Origin of the sequence: Burkholderia sp. AU6039, from assembly GCF_002223365.1 — a bacterium.
In the GTDB taxonomy this organism is placed as follows: Bacteria; Pseudomonadota; Gammaproteobacteria; order Burkholderiales; family Burkholderiaceae; genus Burkholderia.
Map to the genome: position 1 here is coordinate 166693 of NZ_NKFK01000006.1, position 20112 is coordinate 186804.

Here is a 20112-nt window from a genome sequence, read left to right on the forward strand (position 1 = left end):
TATCTGAAAGAACATCGTTCTGTTTGATAGAACTCTATGCGCGCGTCGAATGGGCCGTAAGCGGGGTATACCCGTGAAATTGCGATTTTTTGGAACTTGAGTTCTGTCAGGCAGAACGATATAGTCGATCGAACATCCTCAGAAGGAAGCAGGCAGTGCCCAAAACACCAACCGATCACCCCGGCAGCGAGCCCGATTCGCCGGTCGAAGAAGCGTCCAGCGGCGTCGCCGTTCTCGATCGCGCGTTCGCGATCCTCCGGGCGTTCGGGCAGACCGACGACCGGCTGTCGCTCGCGGAGCTGTCGCGCCGCACCGGGCTGTACAAGAGCACGATCCTGCGCCTGCTCACGGCGCTCGAACATGGCGGCTTCATGCGCAAGCTCGACGACGGCCAGTACGCGATCGGACACGAGCCGCTGCGGCTCGCCGCGCTGTATCAGCGTTCGTTCCGGGTCGGCCCGGTGGTCGAGCCGCTGCTCGAGACGCTGAGCCGCGAACTCGGCGAAACGGCGTCGTTCTACGTGCGCCAGGGCGACATGCGCTCGGTGCTGTACCGGGTCGAGCCCGCGCGTGCAGTGCGCGTGTCGATTCGGGTCGGCGAGGAGTTTCCGGTGCGCCAGGGCGCGTCCGGGAAGGTGCTGCTGGCGTTCACCGACATGCAGGATGCGCAATGGCACGACGTGCGCGAACAGCTGTGGGCCGCGTCGTACGGCGAGCGCGACCCGGAGACGGCGTCGGCATCCGTGCCCGTGTTCGGCGCCGCCGGCGAGTGCGTCGGCGCGCTGACCGTATCGGGCCCGAAATCGCGGCTCGCCGACGCACCGGCCATGGCGGCGGCGCTCGCGATGCTGTTGCCGTTCGCACAGAAGGCGACCGTCGCGCTCGGCGGCTCAGGTGCACGCTACGACGCAGCGGCCGTGCGCGACAGCCTCGCGCGGCTCGCATCGCCAGCGGACCACGGCGACGCGGCGTCGTAACCGGCGGCGGCGCGCGCCTGGCCACGCAACAGCGCAAAAGGCAGCCGCGTGCGACACTGGCCGCCGATGCATGCATCGCGCGCCGCCTGCGGGCATGCCGCGCGAGCCACCGCCAACCGGACACGCTTGAGGGCCGCCACCATGAACGCCGCGCGCACCGCCACCTGGTATTTCGATTTCGTTTCGCCGTTCGCCTACCTGCAGCAGGAACAATTCGACCGGTTGCCCGCCGCCGCCGCGTTCGAGCCGCGGCCCATCGTGCTCGGCGCACTACTCGCCCACTGGGGCCAGAAAGCGCCGGCCGAGATCGCGGCGAAACGCGTCTTCACCTATCGCCACGCGCAATATCGCGCGGACAAGCTCGGCATTGCGTTCCGGATGCCGCCCGCGCACCCGTTCAATCCGATCAAGCCGCTGCGCCTCGCGATCGCGATGGGCAATTCTCCCGACGCGATCCGGCGGATCTTCCGGCATATCTGGCGCGACGGCCAGGACGTGTCGACGCCGGAAGGCTTCGCCGCGCTGTGCGAAGCGGTCGATTTTCCGGAAGGCGTGACGGCCGTCGACGCCCAGCCGGTGAAGGACGCACTGCGCGCAAACACCGACGACGCGATCGCGCACGGCGTATTCGGCGTGCCGACCTTCGCACTCGACGGCGACCTGTTCTGGGGCGAGGATGCGACCGACATGTTCGCCGACTGCGCGACGTCGCGCGCGTGGCTCGATTCGCCCGAGGTGCGCCGCATCAGCGCGCTGCCCGAAGGGATCCGGCGCGGCTGAAGCCGCTGCGGCCGCCCGCCGCCCTCCGCTTGCGGCACATCCCGCGTCGGAGGTCAGCTGTCGCGCCCTTCGACGAGCCCCGGCACGGCCTCGCGCATCATCGCGGCGAACCGCACGAGCCGCGACGGATAGAACTGCGCATGCGGGTAGGTCAGGTAGACGGGCAGCGGCGCGGCCTGCCACTCCGGCGCGAGGTGCACGAGCTCGCCGCGCGCGAGGTGATCGGCCAGCATCCATGACGAGCCGACGCACGCCCCCACCCCCAGCAGCGCCGCACTGCGCAGCGCGTACAGGTTCGCGGTCGTGATGCGCGGGCGCATCGCAATGCGTCGCGTCTCGCCCGTGACCGAATGCGTGAGCGCCAGCTCCGTGCGGTAGTACGTGCGCAGCGCGAGCCACGGCAGCGCGGCGAGCGCATCGGGGTCGGCCGGCACGTCGGCGCCGTTCAGCACGGACGGCGCGGCGACCACGAAGCGCGGCACCTTCGACAGCCGGATCGCGACCACGGCCGGATCGGTCGGCTCGCCCACCTGGATCGCGCAATCGATGCCGCTGCCGACGAAATCCCGCACCTCGTCCTGCAGCAACCACTCGACCGACACGCGCGGATAGTCGCGCAGGAACCGCGCGAGCGGCTCGACGAAACGCTCCTGGCCGAACGCGTGCGGCACCGCGACCCGCAACAGCCCGTCCGGCTCCTCCTGCGCGCCGCGCAGATCGGCCTCGAAAGCCGCCCAGTTCGCCAGCAGCTCCTTCGCGCGCTTGAAGCAGCGCTCGCCGTCGACGGTCAGCCGCATCGTGTGCGTGGTTCGCTGCAGCAGCCGCATGCCGAGCGAGCGCTCGAGCGCCTGCAGCCGCCGGCTGATCGTCGGCTGCGTCGTATGCAGTTGCGCGGCCGCGGCCGACAGGCTGCCAGCCTCGACTATGCGCACGAAGGTTTCCATCAGCTCGAAACGATAGCCGGCGCCGTCCACCGGCACCGACTGAATGCGCGGAGACCCGCCAGCAGCAGGAGAGAACGGAGATTTTTCGGTCATTCGTGGAGCGTATAACAAATCTGCGCAGGGCGGCACTACCGTGGCTGGCCGCATGCCGCCACACTCGCGTCCATTCCTTCATCGCAACCAGGATGCACGCCATGTCCACTCCGTCCCGTCTCGATGCCGCGCCCCGCGCCGCCTACGCCGCTCACGCCCCGGCCCAGCCGGCCGCCCATTCGATGCCCGATCGCCGGCTCGTGCTGCTGCTCGCGGCCGCCGCCGGCCTCGGGGTCGCGCCGCTCTACTACGCGCAGCCGATGCTCGGCGCGCTCGGGCCCGATCTCGGCGCGTCGGCACGCGCGATCGGCTTCGTGCCGACGCTCACGCAGCTCGGCTATGCGCTCGGCATCCTGCTGCTCGCGCCGCTCGGCGACCGCTTCGACCGCCGCCGCGTGATCGTGACCAAGGCCGCGACGCTGGTCGTCGCGCTGCTGCTCGCCGCCATCGCGCCGTCGCTCGGGCTGCTGCTCGCGGCGAGCTTCGCGATCGGCCTCGCGGCGACGATGGCGCAGGACGTCGTACCGGCCGCCGCGACGCTCGCTCACGACGCGCATCGCGGCCGCATCGTCGGCACGGTGATGACGGGGCTGCTGCTGGGCATCCTGCTGTCGCGGGTCGTAGCCGGATTCGTCGCCGAAACGGCCGGCTGGCGCGCGATGTTCGCGCTCGCGGCCGTCAGCGTCGCCGTGATCGGCGTCGTGGCCGCGCGCGGGCTGCCGCACTTCGAGCCGACCACGCGCCTGCCGTATCGCGCACTGATCGGCTCGCTCGGCCAGTTGTGGCGCCAGCATCCGGCGCTGCGCCGCGCCGCCCTCGCGCAGGGGCTGCTGGCCGTCGGGTTCAGCGCGTTCTGGTCGACGCTCGCGGTGATGCTGCACGGCGCACCGTTCCACCTCGGCAGCGCGGCCGCGGGCGCGTTCGGGCTCGCAGGTGCGGCTGGTGCGCTGGCCGCGCCGATTGCCGGGCGCCTGGCCGACCATCACGGCCCCGAACGCGTCACGCGCCTCGGCATCGGCATCGCGACGGTGTCGTTCGCGTCGATGGCCGCCGCACCGTTGATGTCGGCGCATGCCCAGCTCGTGCTGCTCGCGGTCGCGACGATCGGCTTCGATCTCGGCGTGCAGGCCACGCTGATCGCACACCAGGCAATCGTCTACCGGATCGACCCCGCGTCGCGCAGCCGCCTCAACGCGGTGCTGTTCGTCGGCATGTTCATCGGGATGGCGGCCGGCGCCGCGATCGGCAGTTTGTTGCTCGCGCAACTGGGCTGGAATGCGGTGACCGGGCTGGCCGTCGTGACGTCGCTCGCCGCGCTCGCCGTGCGGATCTGGCGCCGCTGAAATTCCGCATCGCACGCACAAGGCGGGCAGGCCCACGAGGGCTTGCCCGCCTTTTCTTTTATTTTCGATCGGCGCACGCCTGACGCGGCGCAGTCCAGCCGATTCGTGCGCATTCGGCACGAAAAGCCCCCATCCGGCGCAAGGTCCGCACCCGGTCGAACGAATGTCCAGTTCAACCGATTATTTTTCCGACGACCGTGTGCATCGATGCGAAAACGTCGGACGATTCGATGCGCCCCGCCACGTGGCGCTCGCCCATCCGGCCCCACCGCACAGCCCCGTTTTATCAGGGGATTCCCGGTATTTTTTCGCATTTTCTTCGAAATATCGGGTGACATACTTGCCCCCCGTTGCGCTCCGGTACGAGCGCGCTTTTCGATCCTGCCGGCCGCATGTCATGCGCTGAGCGTCCGCCCGGGTCGCACAGAACATGAACGATTTCGACACCACGATCCAGACCTTCCTCACCCACATCACGTTCGGCCCGCTGATGAATCACGCGATCCGCGTGATCGCGGGCCTGTACACGTTCAAGGGCTTCGTGCTCATTCCCGTGCTGTGCTGGCTGTGGTTCCAGCCCGGCCCGAACCGCGAGCGGCAGCGCGAACTGGTCGTCGCGACGATCGCGAGCGGGCTCGTCGCGCTCGCGTTCGGCCGGCTGCTCGCGCAGGTGTTGCCGTTCCGCGTGCGGCCGATCTACAACCCCGACCTGCACCTGCACTTTCCGTCGGCGGGACTCCGCGCGGCCACGCTGCAGGCATGGAGTTCGTTTCCGAGCGATCACGCGATGCTGTGGATGGCGATCGCCACCGGCATCTTCATCATCGCGCGCCGCGTCGGCGTGTTCGCGCTGCTGTATGCGGTCGTGTTCATCTGCGTGCCGCGCGCGTATCTCGGCTTTCACTATCCGACCGACCTGATCGCGGGCGCCGCGATCGGCATCGCGCTCGCGTGGCTGCTGACGCGCGATGCGATCCGCTCGCGCTTCGCGCCGCAGGTGCTCGCGATGATCCAGCGCTTCCCCGCGCCCGCCTATACGCTCGCGTTCCTGCTGTGCTTCGAGCTGATCACGCAGTTCGACGAACTGCTGACGCTCGCGCAGTCGGCCACCCACACGATGTGACGGAGAGACGCCGCGATGCTGCCGCTGCTTACGTTCCGCCGCCCCGGCACGCGCTGCCGGCCATGCGCAGTGGCGGCGCGCCGCGCATCGCCCGCGCCGATCAGTCGCGATCAGGCGCACCCAGCGGAAAGAACGGGCGAAACGGCCGCGCCTCGTCGACCGCGCGCGCGAACGACGGCCGCGCCAGCAGACGCCGGCGATACGCCAGCACGTTCGCGAACGACGGATCGATCCGGTGCGTCCAGTCCGCGTAGAACAGGAACGGCGCCGCGCCGCAGTCGGCGAGGCTGAAGCGGTCGCCGGCCGCCCATTCGCGATCGGCCATCTTCTTGTCCAGCCATGCGTACGACGTCTCCAGCATCGCCCGCGCATCGGCCACCCCGCGCGCATCGCGCTCCGCCTCCGGCCGCAGCGCGTCGAACACGACCTTCTGCTGCGGCGTCGACACGTAGTTGTCGAAGAAGCGATCCATCGTCCGCACCTCGAGCGCCGCGTGCGGGTCATCGGGCAGCAGGCGCACGGGGCCAGGATGGTTCAGCCCGAGATACTCGATGATGATCGACGCCTCGATCACCGTGCGGCCGGCATCGACGAGCACCGGAAAGCGTTTCAGCGGCCACAGCGCGGCCAGCTCCTGCATCGGCTTCGGATCGTCGTGCGCGAGCACGCGATACGCGAACGGCGTGCCGTTCTCGTACAGCGCGGTCAGCACCTTCTGGCAGTAGGACGAAAAAGGATGGGCGTAGAGCGTCGGCATCATCGTGCGGTCTCTCAGGGTTTCGGCGCCGCGTGATGCGGCGCCACGTGATCGGATACCTTGACGACGAACGGCACGCGCCCGTTTCGACAGCGAGTCGGAATTTATTTTGTCGTGCGACTCGGAGCGTTACGACCGGCCGTCCATCACGACGCGCCCCTCGGCACGCCAGCGCAGCATCCCGCCACCGAGATTCGCCACCGTGTCGAAACCGGCCTTCAGCAGAATGACGGTCGCCTGCGCGGAGCGCCCCCCGGCGCGGCACACGGTCACGACCGGGCGGTCGCGCGCGATCTCGCCGGCGCGCGCGGCCAGTTCGCCGAGCGGAATCGGCGTCGCGCCGGGCAGGTGGCCGAGCGGGCCGGTGAATTCGTCCGGCTCGCGCACGTCGACGACCTGCACCGCCGGCAGATGATCCTCGAGCCATTGCGGATCGATTTCCCAGAAGCCGGCGAACGTATAGACGAGCGGCGCCCAGTCGGGCGCGGCCTGTACATCGGGCGCATTCGCGGCGACGCCGCACTGCAGGTTCGCCGGCACCGCGACGTCGATCTGGCGCGGATGCGCGAGCCCGAGGTTGCGCATGTAGCCCGCGAAATCGTCTTCGCTCAGGTCGCCACCGAGACGCGGATTGAAGCGCCGCTCCTCGCCGACGCTCGTCACCGTGAGCCCGCGATAGTCGTGCGCCGGATACAGCAGGCACGCGGCCGGCAGCGTGAAGAGCCGGCCGTGCACCGCGCGATACAGCGCGCGCGGGTCGCCCTGCTGGAAGTCGGTGCGGCCCGTGCCGCGGATCAGCAGGCAATCGCCGGTGAACGCCATCGATTCGTCGTCGAGCACGAGGCTGATGCAGCCGCTCGTGTGGCCAGGCGTCGCGCGCACGGTCAGGTAGCGCGCGCCGAACGCGCAGCGGTCGCCGTCGTTCAGGTAGCGGTCGGCGCCCTGCGCGCCGCTCGCGGCCGAGATCGCGATCGTGCTGCCCGTGCGCTGCTTCAGCAGCCACGCGCCCGTCACGTGGTCGGCGTGCACGTGCGTGTCGACGGTCGCGACGAGCCGCAGCCCGAGCTCGTCGAGCAACGCCGCGTCACGGCGCACCTGCTCGAACACGGGATCGATCAGCACCGCTTCGCGCGACGCGCTGTCGGCGAGCAGGTACGTGTACGTCGACGATTGCGGGTCGAAGAGTTGCCGGAAGATCATCGCGAAGTCGCTCCGTCGCTGGTTTAGGCTTGTTCGATGCGTACCTGATGCTGTCGTCCGGCCCGCGCCGCGACTATCGCTGTCGCGCGGGCCGCCTCGTCGTGGTCCGGCATCGCCGGCATCCGGCCGGCACGGTGCGTCAACGCGGCTGTGTCACGTAGCGCAGGTACGGCTTCAACGTCCGGAAGCCGTCCGGGTACTTCTGCTTCGCCGCATCGTCCGATACCGACGTCGGAATGATGACATCGTCGCCGGGCTTCCAGTTCACAGGTGTTGCCACCGTATGCTTTGCGTTGAGTTGCAGCGCGTCGAGCAGGCGCAGCACCTCGTCGAAATTGCGCCCCGCGCTCATCGGATAGACGAGCATCGCCTTGACCTTCTTGTCCGGCCCGATGATGAAGACCGAGCGAACCGTCGCGTTGTCGACCGCCGTGCGCGGGCCGCCGCTCGCATTCGGATGAATCATGTCGTACAGCTTCGCGACCTTCAGTTCGTCGTCGCCGATCAGCGGATAGTTGACCGCATGCCCCTGCGTTTCGGCGATATCCGCCACCCACTTCCGGTGATCGCTGACCGGATCGATCGACAGCCCGATGATCTTCGTGTTGCGCTTGTCGAACTCCGGCTTGAGCCCGGCCATGTAGCCGAGTTCGGTCGTGCACACCGGCGTGAAATCCTTCGGATGGGAAAACAGGATCGCCCAGTGGTCGCCGATCCATTCATGAAAGCGGATCGTTCCCTCGGTGGTCTCCGCGGTGAAATCGGGCGCGTCCTCGCCTAGTCGAATCGACATGTTCGTCTCCATCAAGTGGGAATCGTCATGACGCCCGCGCCGCGGCTTGCGCGACGCGCGATCGTCCGCGCGCGAAGGGCCGGCATGGCACATGCCGGGGTCCGCGCGTTCATATAGCCTAGTTCAAAATGCGCGCGCCACCGGTATCGAGCACGCGGCGTGCTTGCGTATCGTGGCCGATTCCGACGATGAATGCGATGCGGCACAACCTCGCGCCGCCCCGGCCGCCGGTACGCACTGACTTACACTACCGGCTGTTCTCGTCTTACGTTCACAGGAATCCCACCGACATGTCGATGACGATCGATCCGAAGCAGGCCGCCGCGCTGCTGGCCGTCGCCGACACGGGCAGCTTCGAGCAGGCCGCCGTGCGCCTGCACGTGACCGCATCCGCCGTCACGCAGCGGGTTCGTGCGCTGGAGGCGAGCCTCGGCACGCCGCTGGTGCTGCGCACGCGGCCGTGCCGCCCGACGGTGGCCGGGCAGCGCGTGCTGCAGCACCTGCGCCGCGTCGCGCTGCTGCAGGCCGACCTGCAGAGCACGCTCGCGACCGAGCGCGAATCGCCGATCTCGGTCACGATCGCGCTCAATTCGGACAGCCTCGGCACGTGGTTTCTGCCGGCGCTGACATCCGTGCTCGCGGGTGAGCGCATCCTCTTCGAGCTGATCGTCGAAGATCAGGATCACACGTTCGCGTTGCTCGAAAGCGGGATGGCGGTGGGCTGCGTGACGACCGAGCCGAAGCCGATGCGCGGCTGCCTCGCGACGCCGCTCGGCACGATGCGCTACCGGTTGCTCGCGGCCGCCGCGTTCGCGGTGCGCTGGTTTCCGCGCGGGCTGAACCGCACGAGCGCGCGCAAGGCGCCCGTCGTCGCGTATTCGCGGCGCGATACGCTGCAGTCGTCGTTCCTGAAGGAGAAGTTCGGGTTGCCCGACGGCGCGTACCCGTGCCACTACGTGCCGGGCACCCATTCGCATTTCGCGGCGGTGCGGCACGGGCTCGGCTACGCGATGGTGCCGGAGCCGCTGATCGGCAGCGCACCGCTCGACACGCAGGGGCTCGTCGATCTCGCGCCCGCGCATCCGACCGACGTCACGCTGTACTGGCACGCGTGGACCGTGCAGTCACCGACGATGGCGTCGTTGTCCGAGCGGGTCGTCGAAGCGGCGCGGCGGCTGCTCGCGCCGCTGCCGTAAGCACCGCCATCGCCACCGTGCGCGGGGTGCGGTATACCTGAAGGCGAGAATCCCCGCCGCGCCGCCTATACTTTTTCCATCGGCCTCGCGAACGCGACGCGCGGCCGATCACGCCTGTCCGGCCGCGCCCTTTCCCGCAAGGAGAACATCATGTCTCGCCGCTACATCGATTGCCGCGAGTTTCCCAGCGCGATGAATTGCTCGGTCGCGATTTCTGCCGACTCCGACAACGAACTGCTGGAAGCCGCCGTGCAGCATGCGGTCCAGGTTCACCAGCACACCGACAGCGCCGAACTGCGCTCGCAACTGCAAGCGCTGTTCCACGACGGCACACCGCCCGCCGATGCACCCCGGCAAGCATGATCCGCCGGCTCGCCCGATATCGACAGACGGGTTGCCACGTCGCCCCCGTCGCCTCTCCGCCCCCTGCTTCGCGCCACATCGGGCCGGCGTCCCCGCCGGCCGGCGCATTCTCCCTTACGCGCGGCGTTGCGCGAAATACGCACCGACCGCGTCGATGAACGTATTGATGTCCGCACGCGACACGTCGCAGTGCGTGACGAAGCGCGACGCGTACAGCATCTGCGTGAGGATCCCGCGTTCCTTGAGCCACGCCTCGAGCGGCGCGCAATCGGCTTCGGGGAATTGCGCGAACACCATGTTCGTCGCGTGCGACAGCACCTTCACGGTGTCGATGCGTGCGAGGCCTTCGGCGAGATGCGCGGCATTCGCGTGATCGTCCGCGAGCCGCTCGACATTGTGGTCGAGCGCATACAGGCAGGCCGCCGCGAGAATGCCCGACTGCCGCATCCCGCCGCCGAGCACCTTGCGCCAGCGCTGCGCGCGCTCGATCAGCGCACGGTTGCCGACCAGCACCGAGCCGACCGGTGCGCCGAGCCCTTTCGAGAAGCAGATCGACACGCTGTCGAACGGCGCGGAAAGCTCGGCGATCGAACGCCCCGACGCGACGGCCGCGTTGCACACGCGCGCGCCGTCGAGGTGCAGCGACAACCCGCGGCTGCGCGCGAACGTGGTGGCTTCCTGCACATAGCCTTCCGGCAAAACCTGGCCGCCGATCGTGTTTTCGAGCGCGAGCAGGCGTGTGCGGGCGAAGTGATTATCGAGCGGCTTGATCGCCGCGGCGATCTTCGCGAGCGGCAGCGTGCCGTCCGGCGCGTTCTCGATCGGCTGCGGCTGGATGCTGCCGAGCACGGCCGCGCCGCCGCCTTCGTACTTGTAGGTGTGCGCGAGCTGGCCGACGATGTACTCGTCGCCACGCTCGCAATGGGCCATCAGCGCGGCCAGGTTGCTCTGCGTGCCGCTCGGGAAGAACAGGCCGGCTTCCTTGCCGGCCCGCTCGGCCGTCACCGCCTGCAGGCGCAGCACGGTCGGGTCGTCACCCCATACGTCGTCGCCGGTTTCGGCGGCAGTCATCGCGGCCAGCATTGCCTGGCTCGGACGTGTCACGGTATCGCTGCGTAAATCGATCATCGCTGAGTCCTGGGTAAACGCGGACCGGAACCGATGCGCCCGGCCCTGCCGAAACGAGACTCAGAGTGTACGCAATTCATGCAGCGTGTGCGTATCGACGGTCGATGCGCGCACGGCTCACCTGGCGCACGTGCGCGCCATGCCGTACGACGCCGCCCGGGCCACCGTCAGTAGCGCGGCGGCGGCGGCTGGACGCCCGCCGGCGGCATCGGCGGCGCCGCGCGCGGTGCGCCGCCGTATCCGCCACCGCCATACCCACCACCGCCGCCGCTCATCCCGCCCGGCACCGGCACGCGGTTACCGGCCGCGTACATGCACTGGAGGTAGCCGTAGTCGTAGCGGCGCTGGATGTCGTAGGCCGAGCCTTGCGCCGCACCGGCGCCGACCACGCTGCCCGCGAGCAGCCCCGCGCCTGCGCCGACGGCCGCACCCGTGCCGCCGTTGAACGCCGCGCCGGCCGCCGCACCCAGTGCGGTGCCCACGGCCGCGCTGCCGACCGCGCTCGCGGTCGACGCCTGGCCCGCGCTTACGCCGCCCGATTGCTGGAACGCGTATTGACGGCAGTTCGCATCGTCGACGCGGAACTGGTCGAACGACTTGCCGGTGCCCGGCAGCGCCATCACGCTCGGCCCGGTCGGCATGTATGCGCACGCGCCGAGCAGGCCGGCCAGCGCCAGCGCGGCCGGCACGCGCAGCGGTCGAAATACGGATTTCATCGTCGCGCCTCCGTCACTGCGGCCGCGCCGGCACCGATCGCCAGCCCGACTTGCAGGTCTTCACATACGGGTAGTAATGCTTCGACGCGTCGCAGTAGTACCAGAGGTTCGCGTCGCCTTGGTCCTGCGGCTGCCCCTTCTCGACGTACTCGGGCGGCGGCCCCGGATCGACGGGCACGGCGACGACGGGCGGCGGATAGTAGTAAGGCGCGGGGACGACGGGGTAGTAATACGGGTAGCCCGGGCCGATATAGACCCCGACCCGGGCGGCATGCGCCACGCCGCCCGTCGCGATCGCCACTGCGGCCACCGCGCCCAGTGCGAGCTTCAATCCATTCACGTCACGTTCTCCGGCTGGCGGTTCGTCGATGCGAACCCGACATCCCGAACGCTACGCCGCGCGCGATCCGTCATCCATTACGGGCGGGCGCGCCAATGTTGCGCGGCGTTACCCATGTGACAGCCGCATTCGGCCACGGCCCGCCGGCACGACCGCGTGCGTTACGCGATAACGCGCCGCAATGGTTCGGCCATGCGCGGGCGCCGTGATGCGCGGCGTCACGCGGCATTTGCATCCGCCTCGAACCGTTCCGATGACGCGACGCGCCATATTGCCGCACGTGCGTCAGACCGCCACGCCGCGGCCGTGCGCGCCGCAAGCAGCCTTCTTGATACGAATCAACGATTTACCCCGGAAATCCGCGCGACGGGCTGGACATCTGCGACGAGTTGGCGCATTTCGCGGTGCAACATCGCGGCCCATACTCCAGCCAACCCCGACGCCCGTCCGCCGGGGTCCGCCGGCACCCGCCGGCGGGTATCGTCAGCCTCGGTCAACTGGTATGGACACCGCTCTTTCGGCCCTCGATCTGGCCCGCCTGCAATTCGCGTTCACCGTCTCCTTTCACATCGTCTTTCCGGCGCTGAGCATCGGCCTCGCCAGCTTCATCGCCGTGCTCGAATATCGCTGGCTGAAAACCGGCAAGCAGTACTACAAAACCCTCTGCCTGTTCTGGTCGAAGATCTTCGCGGTCGCGTTCGGGATGGGCGTCGTCTCCGGCGTCGTGATGAGCTACCAGTTCGGCACGAACTGGTCGGGCTTCTCGAGCTTCGCCGGCGCCGTCACCGGGCCGCTGCTGATGTACGAGGTCATGACCGCGTTCTTCCTCGAGGCCGGCTTCCTCGGCATCATGCTGTTCGGCTGGAACCGCGTGAGCCCGCGCGCGCACTTCGGCGCGACGCTGATGGTCGCGATCGGCACGCTGATCTCGACGTTCTGGATCCTCGCGTCGAACAGCTGGATGCAGACGCCGCAGGGCTTCGAGATCGTCGACGGCCGCGTCGTGCCGACCGACTGGTTCGCGATCATCTTCAACCCGTCGTTCCCGTACCGCCTGTTCCACATGGCGATCGCCGCGTTCATCGTCGCCGCGCTGGTGGTGGCCGCGACCGGCGCGTGGCACCTGCTGAAGGGTCGCCGCGACAAGGGCGTGAAGAAGATGTTCTCGATGGCGCTGTGGCTGCTGCTGGTACTCGCGCCGCTGCAGGCCGTGATCGGCGACCAGCACGGCATCAACACGCTGAAGCACCAGCCGGCGAAGATCGCCGCGATCGAAGGGCTGTGGGAAACGGAAAAGGGCGGTACCGCGCTGAACCTGTTCGGCATCCCGGACATGCAGGCGGAAACGACCCGCTACGCGGTGAAGGTGCCGCACCTCGGCAGCCTGATCCTCACGCACAGCTGGGACGGCGAGATCCGCGGCCTGAAGGAATTCCCGCCGGAAGACCGCCCGAATTCGACGGTCGTGTTCTGGAGCTTCCGGATCATGGTCGGCCTCGGCTTCGCGATGATCGGCCTCGCCGCGCTCGCGTGGTTCCTGCGCCGCCGCGGCCGCCTGTATGAATCGAAGTGGTTCCAGCGCTTCGCGCTCGTGATGGGCCCGACCGGCTTCGTGTCGCTGCTCGCGGGCTGGGTGACGACCGAAGCGGGCCGCCAGCCGTGGGTCGTGTATGGCGTGATGCGTACCGCGCATGCGGTATCGCCGCTGTCGGTGCAGCAGGTCAGCCTGTCGATGATGACGTTCGTGATCGTGTACTTCCTCGTGTTCGGCACCGGCGTGTACTACATGCTGAAGCTGATGAAGGCCGGCCCCGCGCTGCCCGACGTGAAGCACGACGACACCCCGGACACGCGCCCCGACCACACCGCGCGCCGCCCGATGTCGGCCGTCGACGAGCCGCTCGAGACCGTCTGAGCCCACCCTTTTCGCATACGAGAAAACCTATGGACGTCACCGTAATCTGGGCCGCGATCATCGCATTGGGGCTCTTCATGTACGTCGTGCTCGACGGCTTCGACCTCGGCATCGGCATCGTCTTCCCGTTCTTCCCGGACGAGAAGGAACGCGACCTGATGATGAACACCGTCGCACCCGTATGGGACGGCAACGAGACGTGGCTCGTGCTCGGCGGCGCCGGGCTATTCGCGGTGTTTCCGGTCGTCTATTCGACCGTGCTGTCGGCGCTGTACCTGCCGCTGATCTTCATGCTGGTGTGCCTGATCTTCCGCGGCGTGTCGTTCGAGATCCGCGCGAAGGCGCGGCGCACGAAGCAGCTGTGGGATCTCGCGTTCATCGGCGGCTCGGCCGGCGCGACGTTCTTCCAGGGCATCGCGCTCGGCGCGTTCCTGCAGGGCATCAACGTGAAGGACGGCGTGTTCGCGGGCGATGCGTTCGACTGGCTCACGCCGTTCAGCCTGCTGACCGGCCTCGGCCTGATCGTGACCTATGCGCTGCTCGGCTGCTGCTGGCTCGTCGCGAAGACGGAAGGCGACCTGCAGCGGCGCCTGCATCGCGTCGTGTGGCCGCTGACGGTGGTGCTGCTCGGCTTCATCGCGGTCGTCAGCCTGTGGACGCCGCTGCAGGATCCGGCCATCGCGCAGCGCTGGTTCGACTCGGGGCTGTTCTGGCGCCTGCTGCCGGTGCCGTTCCTGGTCGCCGGCTGCGCGGTGTGGATGCGCCGCGCGGTGCGCGCCCGGCACGACATGACGCCGTTCGTGCTTGCGCTGGCGCTCGTGCTGCTCGGCTACGTCGGCCTGCTCGTCACGCTGTTCCCGTATGCGATTCCCCAGACGATGACGATCTGGGAAGCCGCGGCGCCGCGTTCCAGCCAGACCTTCACGCTGGTCGGCGCAGCGGTTATCCTCCCGATCATCATCGCCTACACGACGATGGGTTACTGGGTATTCCGAGGCAAGGTGCGCCATGAAGACCAGCATTACTACCACCACTGATCCCGCCGATGGCCAGCCCGCTGCGCCGAAGCCGCGCATGCGCGGCTGGATGTGGTTCGTCGTCCTGTGGGCGGGCGGCGTGCTCGGCGCCGTCACGCTCGGCTATGCGTTCAAGATCTTCATGAACCTGACGCTGTTTGCGGTGAAGTAGGCGAGGCCGCTGCCGGGTCGGGCGACGATCCGGCAGCCGTTTTCTCGTCGACGGCTGCCGCTTCGGCCGGATGCACCGGGCGCCGCGCCGGCATCCGCGGCCATTCTCCGGGCGACGGCGCGCACTCCGCTCCCGTTCCCCCTTGCGCTCCCGGCGCCGGCACCTGCGTGCCGCTCACCGCTCGCACGACGTCGTGCACATCGCCTTGTCGATCGCGCTGAAGAAGGTCTGGTAGTAATCGGGCTCGACGATGGTCTTCATCCGCGAGTCGCCGTTGCTGTCCCATACCGTGCGGTCGAATCGCGCACGCACGATCGCGTCGCGCGCCGCCGTCACGCGAACCGTGACGACGGCGGCAATCCGCTCGTGATCCGGCTTCGCGGGCAAGCCGCCGATGCGCGCCTTCAGCGCGCCGCGCAGCAGTTGCCGCCACTTCGGAATCAGCGTATCGCTGCGCCCGCCCTCGATCAGCCCCGAATCGCGATCGACCGTCACCGGCGCAAAACCCTGCGCGCGCAGCACGCCGGCCACCGCGTCGAGTGCGCGCCCCTGCGTCGCACCGGCATAGCGGCGATCGGTCATCATGCGCAGCGTCTGCTGCTCGCTTTCGGACAGGTCGACTTCGGTCTGGCTCGAGCTGTAGCGCACCAGCGATCCCCCGCTGCCGATCTGGCGTTCGTTTTCCGGCTTCGACGCACATCCGGCCAGTAGCGCGAGCAGCCCGGCACAGGCGAGCGCCAGCGCGCCGCGGCCGCGCGCCGGCGGCACCGCTGCCTCGCGACGCATCGCGCGCCGGGCGCGAAGTCGGCGGCGAATTACGGTTGATCGGCAATCGGGTGGCGCTATGATCGTCATCGCGGTGTTCTCCTGTCGGCGCCATCATAGGGACGCGCCCCGACCGCCACAAACGACATTTTTTGACCCACTGTGTAGCTTTTCTTCGCGATCTCACGATGCGCCGATTGCCGCCCCTGAACGCGCTGCGCAGCTTCGAAGCTGCCGGCCGCCTGCAGAGCCTCACCCTCGCCGCCGACGAGCTGAACGTGACCCAGAGCGCGGTCGCGCAGCAAATCCGCGTGCTCGAATCGTTCTTCGGGCAGAAGCTGTTCGAGCGTGACGGACGCTCGTTGCGGCTCACGCCGCGCGCGCGGCATTACCTCGTCGACGTCGCGAGCTGCCTCGGCCGGCTCGCTCAGGCGACGGGGCAAATGTTCGAACCCGGCGGCGGCCATCCGGTGCGGATCAACGCGTCCGTCTCGTTCGCGCACGGATGGTTGCTCACGCAACTGGCTGCGTTCCAGGCCGACCATCCGGACATCGACGTGCAACTCGTCACGACGCCCGACAATGAGCGCGACCAGTTCGACGAAACCTGCGACATCGTGGTTCGTCGCTATACGCCGGAGCTGCGCCGCAAAGGGTTCGTGTCGCGGCCGCTGCTCGCGACCGTCGCGGTGCCGGTGTGCGCGCCGGGCCACCCGGTGCTCGACCAGGCGCGCACGCCGGCCGACCTGCGCAACGCGCCGCTGCTGCATTACGCGGGCTTGCCGCAGGCATGGCAATACTGGTTCCACCAGGCGGGCTCGGTCGTCACCGAGACGCTGCGCGGGCCGTTCTATCGCGAGTTCTTCCTGATGATCAAGGCTGCGGCAAGCGGGCTCGGCGTGTGCCTCGCGCCGCGTGCAGTGGTGCGCGACGACATCGAGCAAGGGCGGCTCGTCGCGCTGTTTCCGGAAGTCCACCTGGAAGCGCCGCCCTTTCATTGCCTGTATCGCGACGACGACGATCCGTCACTGCGCACGTTCGTCGACTGGCTGTTCGCGCGGGCGGAAGCGCTGGAGGGGGCGCCGCCGGGATAGCCGGCGAGGGGTAGAAAGCAGGAACCGATGAAGCAGCCCAAGGCGGCTGCACCGTCACGTCCACCTAGGCGTTCTGTCGCACCACACCGAGCTTCAATCCCAGCATGCCGAAGATGCGGTTCATCGTCTGTACCGTCCCGTCGCTGCGGCCTTGCTCGATATCCTGAATCGTCTTCGTCGACACACCGGCGAGCTTGGCCATTTCCGCGCTGGTCAGCCGCATCGCTTTCTTCAGATGATGTACCGATTCGCGCAACGACCACTCGGGATGCGCGAGCACGTCTTCGATCGCTTGTCGTCGGAGCGAAAGCTGTTCGGGAAGCGGCAGCGCGTTATAGCGTTTGTCCATTGCGTCACCCGTGCCTCGCGCAACGCATCCCGCTCACGCGCCAGCCGCTCGAGCCCCGGCTTCAGAAAGGCATGGACATCGTGCTCCAGCTTGAAATCAGAAGTCGTCAATTATTGGAAATACCGTCATTTCGGTGGAAATCTATACAAATTGCAACGAATAGCACATACAACTTATGTAGATTTCTGCCGAAACATGAATCCTTGCCGTTACTTCAGGCAGTGCTGAAAGCGCTCGGATTCTCGTTCAACGACCTATCGCCGCTCGCGCAACGCCGCCTCGATCTTCCGATCGGTCTTGTACTGGCTCAGCGCATACACCGACCAGATCGCGGCCGGTATCCAGCCGATGATCGTGATTTGCAGGATCAGGCAGATGATCCCGGCGATCGGGCGGCCGATCGTGAAGAACTGGAACCACGGCAGCAGCAGGGCAAGCAAAAGGCGCATCTGGACTCCTTTCGAGGCGTCGTTGAAGGTTCGTGCATCGCCAATATGGCGAGTTGCCCGCGCCATTTCAAGTCCGCTGCCGACGATCCCCGGACGAGAAGCCTCAACCTCATCCCATCGGCCTACGCCGAATCGGCCAGCCACCGCGCGACCCGTGCCACGAGCGGATCCGCTTCGTCGAAGCATTCGGCGCCCGCCACGCGCGGCGCGTCGCAAATCGCGAACACCGGCTTGCCCCACTGCAACCCGAGCGCGATCTCGGACAGCGTGCCGAGCCCGCCGCCGACCGCGATCAGGCACAGCGATGCCCGCGCGACCAGTGCGTTGCGCGTGATGCCGAGCCCGGTCGGCAGCGCGACGCTCAGGTAGGGATTCGCGAGCGTCGCATCGTCCTCCGGCAGCAGCCCGATCGCGCACCCGCCGGCCGCATGCACGCCGCGCGCGGCCGCCTCCATCACGCCCTGCTTGCCGCCGCCGACGATGGCGACACCCGCCGCCGCGAGCGCATGCGCGATCCGCTGCGCGACTCGCATCTGTTCGTCGGTCGCCTCGCGCGGACCGATCACGCCGACCGGCATGCGGTGCCGCCGCGTGCCGCGCTGCCGTTGCGCGAGTTGCGCCAGCGCGTCGCACGCCGCCCCCGACCACTCATCCATGACGTCGTTGCCGTACAAGGCCTTCCCCCAATGCAAGAACGCAGGTGCAGATCGCCGTCAGCACGATCGACAGCACGGCCGCCTGCGAGAAATCGGTTTGCCCGTCCGACAGCTTCAGATACATCAGCAGCGGCAGGATGTTGATCTGCGTGCCGGCCAGCGCGAGCGCCGTGCCGTAGGTGCCGAGCGCGATCGCCGTGACGAGGCACCACGCGGACGCGACCGACGGCCACAGTTCGCGCCACGCGACGTCGAGCCATGCACGCCACGGGCGCGCGCCGAGCGTCAGTGCCGCCTCGAGCGGCCGCCGGTCGAGATTCGCGAGCGCCGGGTAGATCATCAGCGCGACCCGCGGGATCAGGTAGTACGCATACGCGACCGCCAGCCCCGGCATCGTGTAGATCGCGCCGCCGAGCACGGTCGGGTCCGCGCCCAGCGACGCCGCGAGCGTGGTGACGAAGCCGGCGCGGCCGAACGCGAGGATGAAGCCGTACGCGATCACCAGCCCGGAGAACGCGAGCGGCACGCCGAGCAGCGCGAGCGTCCAGTGGCGGCGGGCGGGCGACTGCCCCGCCAGCGCGAATGCGACCGGCACGCCGATGCCGACCGACAGCGTGCCGGCGCCCACCGCCAGCGCCAGCGAATGCGCGATCGCATCGGCGACGAGCGGATCGCGCAGCACCGCACCGAACGCACGGCCGCCATCCGTGAAGGCCGAGCCGACGAGCGCGGCGAGCGGCAGCGCGAAGCACACCGCCAGCAATACCGCCGCCGGCACCGCGCCGAAGCGGCGCAGCGCGCCGCGTTCCGCCAGGGAGGTCTGCATCGCGTGCCCCTTACTGGCCGAGCGTCGCCTGCGACCAGAGCTGGTCGACCTCGGCCTTGCGCGCGGCCGCCTTCGCCACGTCGAGCGGACGCACCTGCGGCGCCTTCGGCAGCTTCGCCGCGACATCCGGCGCGACCGGCGTGCCGGGCACGGCCGGCCGCACGAAGCCCTGCGCGAACAGCGCCTGCCCGACGTCGCTCATCACCAGGTTCAGCCAGAGCTGCGCGGCGGACGGGTTCGGGCCGTTCTTCACGAGGCTCATCGCATACGGCGCCGATACGCTGCCGTCCTGCGGAATCACGACGTCGGCTGCGTCACCCATGCCGTCGACGTACTTCGCCTTCAGGCCGTCGTTCTCGTAGCCGATCAGGATCGGAATCTCGCCCTTCACGAACTTCGCATACGGCGTCGTACCTTCGACGCGCAGCACGTTGCCCGCGCGCTTCAGCTTGCCGAAGAATTCCGTGCCGGGTTTCGGGTTCTCGACGCTGCCGCCGTTCGCATAGGCGGCCGCGAACACGGCGACCTGCCCCTGCCCGGTCGAACGCGGGTCGAGATAGACGACCGCGTTGCGATACTCCGGCTTCAGCAGGTCGGACCAGCGCTGCGGCACGTTCTTCACGAGCTTGCGGTTGACGAGGAACGCGATGTTCAGCGAGTGCACCGCGAACCAGCGACCGTCCGCCGAGCGAAACACGTCCGGCAGCTTGTCGAAGTTGACCGGCCTGAACGGCGCGACGACATCCTTGCTTTCGGCGTCGAGCGCCGACGCGGCGAAGTAGTACGCGGTATCGGCCTGCGGACGGCGGCGCGACTTGTCGAGCGACACCACGGTCGCGGCCGAGCCGATGTCGTTGTAGGTGATCTCGACCTTCGGATAGCGCTTGCGGAACTCGGCGAACAGCGCCTTCCAGTTGGCCCATTCGGGGCCCGTGTCGAACGACACGACGAGCCCTTCGTCGGCGGCCTTCGCATACAGCGCGTCCTCGCCCGGATACAGCGGCGCGGCGTGCGCCGGCGCGGCGGCCAGCGCCGCGAACGCGCAGAGCGCCAGCACGCCGGCGCGTAGGGTCTTCACAAGAGGGTGGCCTGCAGGCATCGGGGATCTCCGTTGAAT

23 protein-coding genes are annotated in these 20112 nt (G+C 68.4%); 10 read left to right on the forward strand and 13 right to left on the reverse strand.

Annotated features, from left to right (window positions below):
• The first annotated feature begins 155 nt into the window (after positions 1–155).
• Positions 156–977 (forward strand): IclR family transcriptional regulator, encoded by an 822-nt coding sequence (locus CFB39_RS31070; protein ID WP_089475822.1) that lies wholly within the window; start codon positions 156–158, stop codon positions 975–977.
• A gap of 141 nt (positions 978–1118) precedes the next feature.
• A complete protein-coding gene (locus tag CFB39_RS31075; protein WP_089475823.1) occupies positions 1119–1757 on the forward strand; it encodes a 2-hydroxychromene-2-carboxylate isomerase in 639 nt (212 codons plus the stop codon).
• Between the two features lie 53 nt (positions 1758–1810).
• Here the strand turns inward: CFB39_RS31075 and CFB39_RS31080 are convergent, their stop codons facing one another.
• Positions 1811–2794 carry a LysR family transcriptional regulator gene (locus tag CFB39_RS31080; RefSeq protein WP_089475824.1) on the reverse strand — a complete coding sequence of 328 codons (984 nt, stop codon included), beginning with the start codon at positions 2792–2794 and terminating at the stop codon, positions 1811–1813.
• A 101-nt stretch (positions 2795–2895) separates the two neighbouring features.
• Between CFB39_RS31080 and CFB39_RS31085 the strand changes: the two genes are divergently transcribed.
• Both CFB39_RS31085 and CFB39_RS31090 read left to right on the forward strand, forming a co-directional pair.
• Positions 2896–4137, forward strand: coding sequence for an MFS transporter (locus CFB39_RS31085; protein WP_089475825.1), 1242 nt, complete (start codon positions 2896–2898; stop codon positions 4135–4137).
• A gap of 430 nt (positions 4138–4567) precedes the next feature.
• Positions 4568–5260, forward strand: a complete 693-nt coding sequence (locus tag CFB39_RS31090; protein WP_089475826.1) for a phosphatase PAP2 family protein — start codon at positions 4568–4570, stop codon at positions 5258–5260.
• Positions 5261–5360: 100 nt separating this feature from the next.
• On the opposite strand, the gene CFB39_RS31095 is transcribed toward CFB39_RS31090, so the two are convergent.
• The 3 genes from CFB39_RS31095 to CFB39_RS31105 form a co-directional block, all read right to left on the reverse strand.
• Positions 5361–6020, reverse strand: a complete 660-nt coding sequence (locus CFB39_RS31095; protein ID WP_089428892.1) for a glutathione S-transferase family protein — start codon at positions 6018–6020, stop codon at positions 5361–5363.
• 126 nt (positions 6021–6146) lie between these two features.
• Entirely contained in the window at positions 6147–7217 is a 1071-nt protein-coding gene (locus tag CFB39_RS31100; RefSeq protein ID WP_089428891.1) for an MBL fold metallo-hydrolase, read from the reverse strand.
• A 139-nt stretch (positions 7218–7356) separates the two neighbouring features.
• A complete protein-coding gene (locus CFB39_RS31105; protein WP_089428890.1) occupies positions 7357–8010 on the reverse strand; it encodes a peroxiredoxin in 654 nt (217 codons plus the stop codon).
• Positions 8011–8300: 290 nt separating this feature from the next.
• On the opposite strand from CFB39_RS31105, the gene CFB39_RS31110 reads away from it, so the two are divergent.
• Positions 8301–9206: an HTH-type transcriptional regulator ArgP gene (locus tag CFB39_RS31110; RefSeq protein ID WP_089433450.1), complete on the forward strand. Its 906-nt coding sequence runs from the start codon at positions 8301–8303 to the stop codon at positions 9204–9206.
• A 150-nt stretch (positions 9207–9356) separates the two neighbouring features.
• On the forward strand, positions 9357–9569 hold the full coding sequence (locus CFB39_RS31115) for a DUF1059 domain-containing protein (RefSeq protein ID WP_089475827.1): 213 nt from the start codon (positions 9357–9359) through the stop codon (positions 9567–9569).
• Positions 9570–9683: 114 nt separating this feature from the next.
• On the opposite strand, the gene ltaE is transcribed toward CFB39_RS31115, so the two are convergent.
• From ltaE to CFB39_RS31130, 3 genes are all read right to left on the reverse strand, one after another.
• On the reverse strand, positions 9684–10697 hold the full coding sequence (gene ltaE / locus CFB39_RS31120; RefSeq protein ID WP_089475828.1) for a low-specificity L-threonine aldolase: 1014 nt from the start codon (positions 10695–10697) through the stop codon (positions 9684–9686).
• 167 nt (positions 10698–10864) lie between these two features.
• Positions 10865–11413, reverse strand: a complete 549-nt coding sequence (locus tag CFB39_RS31125) for a YMGG-like glycine zipper-containing protein (RefSeq protein ID WP_089475829.1) — start codon at positions 11411–11413, stop codon at positions 10865–10867.
• A gap of 13 nt (positions 11414–11426) precedes the next feature.
• Complete coding sequence (locus CFB39_RS31130) at positions 11427–11753, reverse strand: hypothetical protein (RefSeq protein WP_089475830.1); 327 nt, start codon at positions 11751–11753, stop codon at positions 11427–11429.
• A 502-nt stretch (positions 11754–12255) separates the two neighbouring features.
• Between CFB39_RS31130 and CFB39_RS31135 the strand changes: the two genes are divergently transcribed.
• Genes CFB39_RS31135 through CFB39_RS31145 form a run of 3 tightly spaced genes read left to right on the forward strand, consistent with a single transcriptional unit; the run spans position 12256 to position 14856 of the window.
• On the forward strand, positions 12256–13668 hold the full coding sequence (locus tag CFB39_RS31135; RefSeq protein WP_089448586.1) for a cytochrome ubiquinol oxidase subunit I: 1413 nt from the start codon (positions 12256–12258) through the stop codon (positions 13666–13668).
• Between the two features lie 29 nt (positions 13669–13697).
• Positions 13698–14705: a cytochrome d ubiquinol oxidase subunit II gene (gene cydB, locus CFB39_RS31140; RefSeq protein ID WP_039364378.1), complete on the forward strand. Its 1008-nt coding sequence runs from the start codon at positions 13698–13700 to the stop codon at positions 14703–14705.
• Positions 14677–14856: a hypothetical protein gene (locus tag CFB39_RS31145; protein WP_089475831.1), complete on the forward strand. Its 180-nt coding sequence runs from the start codon at positions 14677–14679 to the stop codon at positions 14854–14856. Before cydB ends, CFB39_RS31145 begins: the two co-directional genes overlap by 29 nt.
• Positions 14857–15030: 174 nt before the next feature.
• Here the strand turns inward: CFB39_RS31145 and CFB39_RS31150 are convergent, their stop codons facing one another.
• A complete protein-coding gene (locus CFB39_RS31150) occupies positions 15031–15642 on the reverse strand; it encodes a hypothetical protein (RefSeq protein WP_256991493.1) in 612 nt (203 codons plus the stop codon).
• 167 nt (positions 15643–15809) lie between these two features.
• Between CFB39_RS31150 and CFB39_RS31155 the strand changes: the two genes are divergently transcribed.
• On the forward strand, positions 15810–16715 hold the full coding sequence (locus CFB39_RS31155; RefSeq protein ID WP_256991494.1) for a LysR substrate-binding domain-containing protein: 906 nt from the start codon (positions 15810–15812) through the stop codon (positions 16713–16715).
• A 64-nt stretch (positions 16716–16779) separates the two neighbouring features.
• Here CFB39_RS31155 and CFB39_RS31160 read toward each other — a convergent pair whose 3' ends face one another.
• From CFB39_RS31160 to CFB39_RS31180, 5 genes are all read right to left on the reverse strand, one after another.
• Positions 16780–17064: a helix-turn-helix domain-containing protein gene (locus CFB39_RS31160; RefSeq protein ID WP_089441449.1), complete on the reverse strand. Its 285-nt coding sequence runs from the start codon at positions 17062–17064 to the stop codon at positions 16780–16782.
• Between the two features lie 254 nt (positions 17065–17318).
• A complete protein-coding gene (locus CFB39_RS31165) occupies positions 17319–17513 on the reverse strand; it encodes a YqaE/Pmp3 family membrane protein (protein WP_089441448.1) in 195 nt (64 codons plus the stop codon).
• Positions 17514–17635: 122 nt separating this feature from the next.
• Positions 17636–18169 (reverse strand): TIGR00725 family protein, encoded by a 534-nt coding sequence (locus CFB39_RS31170; protein ID WP_089441447.1) that lies wholly within the window; start codon positions 18167–18169, stop codon positions 17636–17638.
• Positions 18162–18995 (reverse strand): ABC transporter permease, encoded by an 834-nt coding sequence (locus CFB39_RS31175; RefSeq protein WP_089441446.1) that lies wholly within the window; start codon positions 18993–18995, stop codon positions 18162–18164. The genes CFB39_RS31170 and CFB39_RS31175 overlap by 8 nt, the downstream gene beginning before the upstream one ends.
• 10 nt (positions 18996–19005) lie before the next feature.
• Positions 19006–20094, reverse strand: a complete 1089-nt coding sequence (locus tag CFB39_RS31180; RefSeq protein ID WP_089461946.1) for an extracellular solute-binding protein — start codon at positions 20092–20094, stop codon at positions 19006–19008.
• Between the last annotated feature and the right edge of the window lie 18 nt (positions 20095–20112).

What these genes read in the sequence shown, in the direction of transcription:
- CFB39_RS31075 (WP_089475823.1), top strand. Translation starts at nt 1,119, where the DNA reads ATGAACGCCGCGCGCACCGCCACCTGGTATTTCGATTTCGTTTCGCCG.
- CFB39_RS31095 (WP_089428892.1), bottom strand. Translation starts at nt 6,020, where the DNA reads ATGATGCCGACGCTCTACGCCCATCCTTTTTCGTCCTACTGCCAGAAG.
- CFB39_RS31090 (WP_089475826.1), top strand. Translation starts at nt 4,568, where the DNA reads ATGAACGATTTCGACACCACGATCCAGACCTTCCTCACCCACATCACG.
- ltaE (WP_089475828.1), bottom strand. Translation starts at nt 10,697, where the DNA reads ATGATCGATTTACGCAGCGATACCGTGACACGTCCGAGCCAGGCAATG.
- CFB39_RS31180 (WP_089461946.1), bottom strand. Translation starts at nt 20,094, where the DNA reads ATGCCTGCAGGCCACCCTCTTGTGAAGACCCTACGCGCCGGCGTGCTG.
- CFB39_RS31080 (WP_089475824.1), bottom strand. Translation starts at nt 2,794, where the DNA reads ATGACCGAAAAATCTCCGTTCTCTCCTGCTGCTGGCGGGTCTCCGCGC.
- CFB39_RS31125 (WP_089475829.1), bottom strand. Translation starts at nt 11,413, where the DNA reads ATGAAATCCGTATTTCGACCGCTGCGCGTGCCGGCCGCGCTGGCGCTG.
- CFB39_RS31110 (WP_089433450.1), top strand. Translation starts at nt 8,301, where the DNA reads ATGTCGATGACGATCGATCCGAAGCAGGCCGCCGCGCTGCTGGCCGTC.
- CFB39_RS31175 (WP_089441446.1), bottom strand. Translation starts at nt 18,995, where the DNA reads ATGCAGACCTCCCTGGCGGAACGCGGCGCGCTGCGCCGCTTCGGCGCG.
- CFB39_RS31150 (WP_256991493.1), bottom strand. Translation starts at nt 15,642, where the DNA reads ATGCGTCGCGAGGCAGCGGTGCCGCCGGCGCGCGGCCGCGGCGCGCTG.
- CFB39_RS31155 (WP_256991494.1), top strand. Translation starts at nt 15,810, where the DNA reads ATGCGCCGATTGCCGCCCCTGAACGCGCTGCGCAGCTTCGAAGCTGCC.
- cydB (WP_039364378.1), top strand. Translation starts at nt 13,698, where the DNA reads ATGGACGTCACCGTAATCTGGGCCGCGATCATCGCATTGGGGCTCTTC.
- CFB39_RS31170 (WP_089441447.1), bottom strand. Translation starts at nt 18,169, where the DNA reads ATGGATGAGTGGTCGGGGGCGGCGTGCGACGCGCTGGCGCAACTCGCG.
- CFB39_RS31160 (WP_089441449.1), bottom strand. Translation starts at nt 17,064, where the DNA reads ATGGACAAACGCTATAACGCGCTGCCGCTTCCCGAACAGCTTTCGCTC.
- CFB39_RS31085 (WP_089475825.1), top strand. Translation starts at nt 2,896, where the DNA reads ATGTCCACTCCGTCCCGTCTCGATGCCGCGCCCCGCGCCGCCTACGCC.
- CFB39_RS31105 (WP_089428890.1), bottom strand. Translation starts at nt 8,010, where the DNA reads ATGTCGATTCGACTAGGCGAGGACGCGCCCGATTTCACCGCGGAGACC.
- CFB39_RS31145 (WP_089475831.1), top strand. Translation starts at nt 14,677, where the DNA reads ATGAAGACCAGCATTACTACCACCACTGATCCCGCCGATGGCCAGCCC.
- CFB39_RS31135 (WP_089448586.1), top strand. Translation starts at nt 12,256, where the DNA reads ATGGACACCGCTCTTTCGGCCCTCGATCTGGCCCGCCTGCAATTCGCG.
- CFB39_RS31100 (WP_089428891.1), bottom strand. Translation starts at nt 7,217, where the DNA reads ATGATCTTCCGGCAACTCTTCGACCCGCAATCGTCGACGTACACGTAC.
- CFB39_RS31115 (WP_089475827.1), top strand. Translation starts at nt 9,357, where the DNA reads ATGTCTCGCCGCTACATCGATTGCCGCGAGTTTCCCAGCGCGATGAAT.
- CFB39_RS31165 (WP_089441448.1), bottom strand. Translation starts at nt 17,513, where the DNA reads ATGCGCCTTTTGCTTGCCCTGCTGCTGCCGTGGTTCCAGTTCTTCACG.